The 5720-nt window shown below is 68.4% G+C and carries 2 protein-coding genes; both read left to right on the plus strand.

All coding sequences use genetic code 11. The features are described from left to right. Positions 1-3613 (plus strand): non-ribosomal peptide synthetase (locus CU044_RS19005; protein WP_193564000.1); only part of this gene is annotated, 3613 nt, incomplete at its 5' end. Positions 3614-3750: 137 nt separating this feature from the next. After that, positions 3751-5720 (plus strand): condensation domain-containing protein (locus CU044_RS19010; protein WP_165371937.1); only part of this gene is annotated, 1970 nt, incomplete at its 3' end.

The raw sequence follows: 5720 nt of genomic DNA on the forward strand, positions 1-5720 counted from the left end.
TTCGAGGATCGACCCGGAAGCCGGCTTCGCCGAACTGCTCGCCGACGTACGAGCGACGACACTCGACGCGTTCGCGCACCAGGATGTGCCGTTCAGCCGGCTGATCGAGGAGCTGTCTCCGGAGCGCGACACCAGCAGGACGCCGCTCGTACAGGCCCTCGTGGCGCTCCAGAACACGCCGATAGGGGAGTTCGAGCTGCCGGGTCTGCGAGTGACCGACGAGGAGATGCCGCGCGAGGCCGCGCAGTTCGAGCTGAGTCTGCACTTCCAGGAGACCGGCGGGGGCGGTGGCCTGGCCGCGGTCGCCGAGTTCAATACGGATCTGTTCGATGTGGAGACGGTTGAGCGGTTGTGTGGTCATTGGTTGGTTTTGGCGGAGCGGGTGGTTGCTGAGCCGTTGGTGCCTGTGGTGCGGGTGGGGATGTTGGGTGGGGCTGAGCTGGAGCGGTTGTTGATGGGGTGGGCCGGCCCGGGGGTCGGGGTGGGTGAGCGGTCGGTTGTGGAGCTGATTCAGGACCGTATCGCCTCGACTCCTGGGGCGGTTGCGGTGCTCGGGGATGGTGGTGTCTCGCTGTCGTATGGCGAGTTGGGTGCCCGGGTGGATCGTCTGGCGGGGTATTTGGTGGCGTTGGGTGTGGGTGTGGAGTCGCGGGTGGGGGTGTGCCTGCCGAGGTCGGTGGATCTGGTGGTGGCGGTGCTGGGGGTGTTGCGGGCCGGTGGTGCGTATGTGCCGTTGGATCCGGAGTATCCGGCGGACCGGCTGGAGTTCATGAAGGCTGACAGTGGTGTGGAGGTGGTGATCACGGAGGAGGTGTTGGCGCGTTCCCTGGTGGGGGAGGCGTTGGCGGCTCCTGTGGGGCCGGTGTCGTTGTCGTCGGCGGCGTATGTGATCTATACGTCGGGTTCGACGGGTCGGCCGAAGGGTGTGGTGGTTCCGCATGCGGCGATGGCGGGTCTGGTGCGGTGGGCGGTGGATCTGGGGGAAGAGCGGTTCTCGCGGACTCTGTTCTCGACGTCGCTCAACTTCGATGTGTCGGTGTTCGAGCTGTTCGGGACGTTGGCTGCTGGTGGGACGGTGGAGGTGGTCCGGGATGTCCTCGCGCTGACGGAGCGCGACGCGTGGAGCGGTTCCCTCATTTCCGCGGTGCCGTCGGCGTTTGCGGGGGTGCTGGGGCAGGAGTCCGCTGTTTCGGCGGAGATGGTGGTGCTGGCGGGTGAGGCGTTCCCGGCTGGTCTGCTGGAGCAGACGCGGCGGGCGATGCCGGGTGCGGTCGTGGCCAACATCTACGGTCCGACCGAGGCCACGGTGTATGCGACGGGCTGGTTCTCCGACACCGATGCGGACTCTGACGGTCCGATGGTGCCGATCGGGCGCCCGGTGGCGGGCAAGGCGACGTACGTGCTCGACGCGGGGCTGTCTCCGGCGCCGGTGGGTGTGTGGGGTGAGCTGTATCTCGGCGGTGGGCTGGCGCGTGGGTATCACGGGCGTTCGGGGCTGACGTCCGAGCGGTTCGTGGCGGATCCGTTCCGTTCTGGTGGCCGGTTGTACAGGACCGGCGACGTCGTGCGATGGCGTGCGGACGGGACCCTGGAGTACGCGGGCCGTGGCGACGATCAGGTCAAGATCCGCGGGTTCCGTATCGAGCTGGGTGAGATCGAGAGCGTTCTGTCCTCCCATCCGTCCGTGGCCCAGTCCGTGGTCGTGGCACGGGAGGACCGTCCCGGAGTGAAGCGCCTGGCGGCCTACCTGGTCACTGACGGAGACGAGGCTCCGGAGGTGGACGCGCTGCGTGAGCATGTGGCGTCGGCTCTGCCGGAGTACATGGTTCCGGCGGCCTTCGTCGTCCTGGACGCGCTGCCCCTGAACGCCAATGGCAAGCTCGACCGCCGCGCTCTGCCCGCGCCCGAGTTCGCCTCGGCCGACGCGGCCTACGTGGCACCCCGTACCGAGTCCGAGCGGCTTTTGTGCGGGGTGTGGGCGGAGGTGCTCGGGCTGGAGCGGGTCGGGATCGAGGACAACTTCTTCGACCTCGGCGGCGACTCCATCATCAGCCTCCAGGTCGTCTCCCGTGCCCGCCGAGCCGGACTCGCCCTCTCCTCCCGCGACGTCTTCCTCCACCCCACCATTTCCACCCTCGCCACCGGTCTCACCGAGGCCGACCAGGGGAGTGACGACGCCGGGCCGGCCCAGCAAGGGATCGTTTCGGGTCCCGTGGCGCCAACTCCCGTACGCGAGTGGTACTTCGACACGCACCCGGTGGCGCCGGAGCACTTCAACATGTCCACCGCGTTCCAGTTGCCCGAGGATGTCGACCTCGACGCACTGCGGATCGCCGTCGGTGCGCTGCTGTCCCAGCACGACGCACTGCGCAGCACGTTCACCCGTACCGCCGAAGGAACCTGGACCGGGCACATCACGTCGGCCCTGGATGTCGACTCGGTCTTCACCGTGCACGAGCTGGCCGGTGACCTCGGCGGCGCCGCCAATGGCGACGCGGATGCGGATGCGGATGCAGGCGCGGGTGCCGACGCCGACGCACAATGGCGCGCGCTCGTCATCCGTACGCAGTCAGGGCTCGACCTCGAACACGGTCCCCTGTTCCGCGTCGTGGTCGGCGTGCCGTGCGGTGGCGGCGGCCCGGCCCGTCTGCTGATCACCGCACACCACCTGGTGATCGACGGCGTGTCCTGGCGCATCCTGTTGAGCGACCTCGCCACGGCCTATGACCAGGCCGTGTCGGTCGCCGCGACGGACCTCGGGCCCAAGTCGACCTCCGTACGCGCATGGGCGGACCGGTTCACCACGCATGTCAGGGACGGCGGGTTCGGCGGACAGCTGGAGTACTGGCGGTCGGTCACGAGCGCGGCCGATACGCGGCTTCCGATGGACACACCGGACGGCGGGAACAAGGTCGTTGATCAGGCCGCCGTCATGGCGTACCTCGACGTGGACGACACCCATGCCCTGCTGCACCAGGTGCCGGGCCGGTTCCGGACGCAGATCAACGATGTGCTGCTGGCAGCCCTCGCGCGCACTCTGCGCACCTGGACCGGTCATGACCGCGTGGCGGTCAATCTGGAGGGGCACGGCCGCGAGGAGCTGTTCGACGACATCGATCTGACCCGTACCGTCGGCTGGTTCACGTCCATCTACCCCGTTGCTCTGGAGCTGCCGGAGACCGATGACTGGCCGGCCACCATGCGGTCGGTGAAGCGGCAGCTCAGGACCGTTCCGGACCGAGGCGTCGGCTACGGCGCGCTGCGCTACCTCAGCGGTGAGCTGGCCGGTGACCCTGATCCCCGGATCAGCTTCAACTACCTGGGACAGTTCGGCATCGGTGGTACGGGTAGCGCGGCCGGCACGGGCAGTACGGGCGGGGGTACGGAGGCCGGGGCGGCCGATCGTGGCCTGCTCAGCACCTCGCTGGCCACGGACGGCCAGGAACACGGCCCCCAGCAGGAACGCAATCACCTGATCGATGTCGTCGCCGTCGTGGACGAGGGAAGGTTCGTCGTCACCTGGTTCTACTCCACCGCGGTGCACCGGGAATCAACCGTGACCGCGCTGGCGGAGGACTTCATCGCCGGGCTGCGGAGCGTGAGCCGGGGCTGACGTACGTAGGCGTCCGCCCCGCGCCACACCTACGTGTCACACCTCCGTCCCCCTTGCCCTCGGTCCCCCCGTCCTTCCGCCCTTCCTTCCCACTTCCTCGCTGAACGCCGATCGTTGTTTCACAAGGAGATGCCGAGATGAGCACGCCACCGTCCCGTGAAAGCCGGATCAGCGCGCTGCCGGAGCACATGCGGGCGCTCCTTCGTGAACGTATGGCGGGCCACACCGTGGTCACCGACGCCATCGCGCCCGTGGACCGCACAACCGAGCTGCCGGCGTCGTTCGCGCAACGGCGGCTTTGGTTCCTGGAGGAGTTCCGGCCGGGTGGGGTGGAGTACAACTCGGGACTCGCCCTGCGGATGACGGGGGTACTGGACCGACAGGCCCTGGAACGGGCCGTCGAGCAGATCGTGGCGCGTCATGAGGCCCTCCGTACGACCTTCGACGCGGTGGACGGCCGTGCGATCCAGGTCGTACACCCCTCCATGACCGTGCCGGTCGAAGACGTCGACCTGTCCGCGTACGACGATCCGGCGGCACGGGTCGGGGAGGCGGACAGGATCCTGCGCGAGCGGCTGCTCACACCGTTCGACCTGCGAGTCGGGCCGCTCTTCCGGGTCCTGCTGGTGCGGCTCGGCCATGACGATCACGCCCTGTTGCTGTCGATGCATCACATCATCAGTGACGGCCGCTCACTCGACATCCTGACCGGGGAGCTGACCGCGTGCTACGCCGCCGCGCTCCATGGGCGGGACGCCGACGAACTGCCCGCGCTGCCGGTGCAGTACGCCGACTTCGCGGCCTGGCAGCACGGCCGGCTGACCGAGACGGAGCTGCGGGACGGACTGGAGTACTGGAGGCGGCGCCTCGACGGCCTCCAGCCGCTGGAACTGCCGACGGACCACCCCAGGCCGACGGTACGGAGCGCGGCGGGCGCGGTGCACGCGTTCGACATCCCGCCGGAGCTGGCGGAAGGGCTGGCCTCACTCGGCCGGGACCATGGCGCGAGCCTGTTCGTCACGCTCACGGCGGTCACTCAGCTGCTGCTCTCGCGCTACAGCGGCCAGGACGACATCGCGCTTGGCACAGCGACGTCCGGTCGCGACCGTGCGGAGCTGGAGAATCTGGTCGGCTTCTTCGTCAACACGCTGGTCCTGCGTACGCGGGTGGATCCGTCGGCCACGGTCGGTGACTTCCTGACCTCGGTGAAGGGGACCGTACTGGAGGCGTTCGACCACCAGGAAATCCCGTTCGACCGCGTGGTGGAAGCTCTCGCCCCGGAGCGCGATCCCAGCCGTATGCCGCTGGTCCAGGCCATGGTGGTACTCCAGAACTCCACGGGCGGGGAGCCGGAGTTCACCGGACTCCGTACCGAGCCGATGAGTGTCTCCCGGGACGCGCTTCCGTTCGACTTCATGCTCGAATTCGACGAGCGGGATGGGGAGTTGGCAGGGGCGATCGAGTACAGCACGGATCTGTTCGATGCGGGGACGGTTGGGCGGATGGTGGGGCATTGGCTTGGTTTGGCGGGTGGGTTGGTGGCTGTGGGGGCGGGTGGTGTGTTGGGTGAGGTGTCGATGGTGGGGGTGGCTGAGTGGGAGTGGGTGGTGGGTGCGGGGCGTGGTGTGGTGGGTGTGGTGTCGGGTGGTTCGGTGGTGGAGGGGTTTGCGGTTCGGGTGGCGGAGTCGCCGGGGTCGGTGGCTGTGGTGTGTGGTGAGGTGTCGTTGACGTATGGGGAGTTGGATGAGCGGGCTGGTCGGCTGGCTCGGGTGTTGGTGGGGTGTGGTGTGGGTGTGGAGTCGCGGGTGGGGTTGTTGTTGGAGCGGTCGGTGGATGTGGTGGTGGCGATGCTCGCGGTGGTGAGGGCGGGTGGTGCGTATGTGCCGTTGCATGGGTCGTATCCGGTGGAGCGGGTGCGGGAGGTGCTGGGGCGCAGTGGTGCGGTGGTGGTGGTGACGGACCGGGCGGTGGATGAGGTGGGTGGGGTGCCGGTGGTGCGTGTGGACGCTGAGCCGGTGGTGGGTGTGCGGCTTCCGTCGGTGGTTCCTGCTGGTGCGTTGGCGTATGTGATGTTCACGTCGGGTTCGACGGGTGTGCCGAAGGGGGT

It is taken from the genome of Streptomyces sp. L-9-10 (genome assembly GCF_004151105.1).
GTDB lineage: Bacteria > Actinomycetota > Actinomycetes > Streptomycetales > Streptomycetaceae > Streptomyces.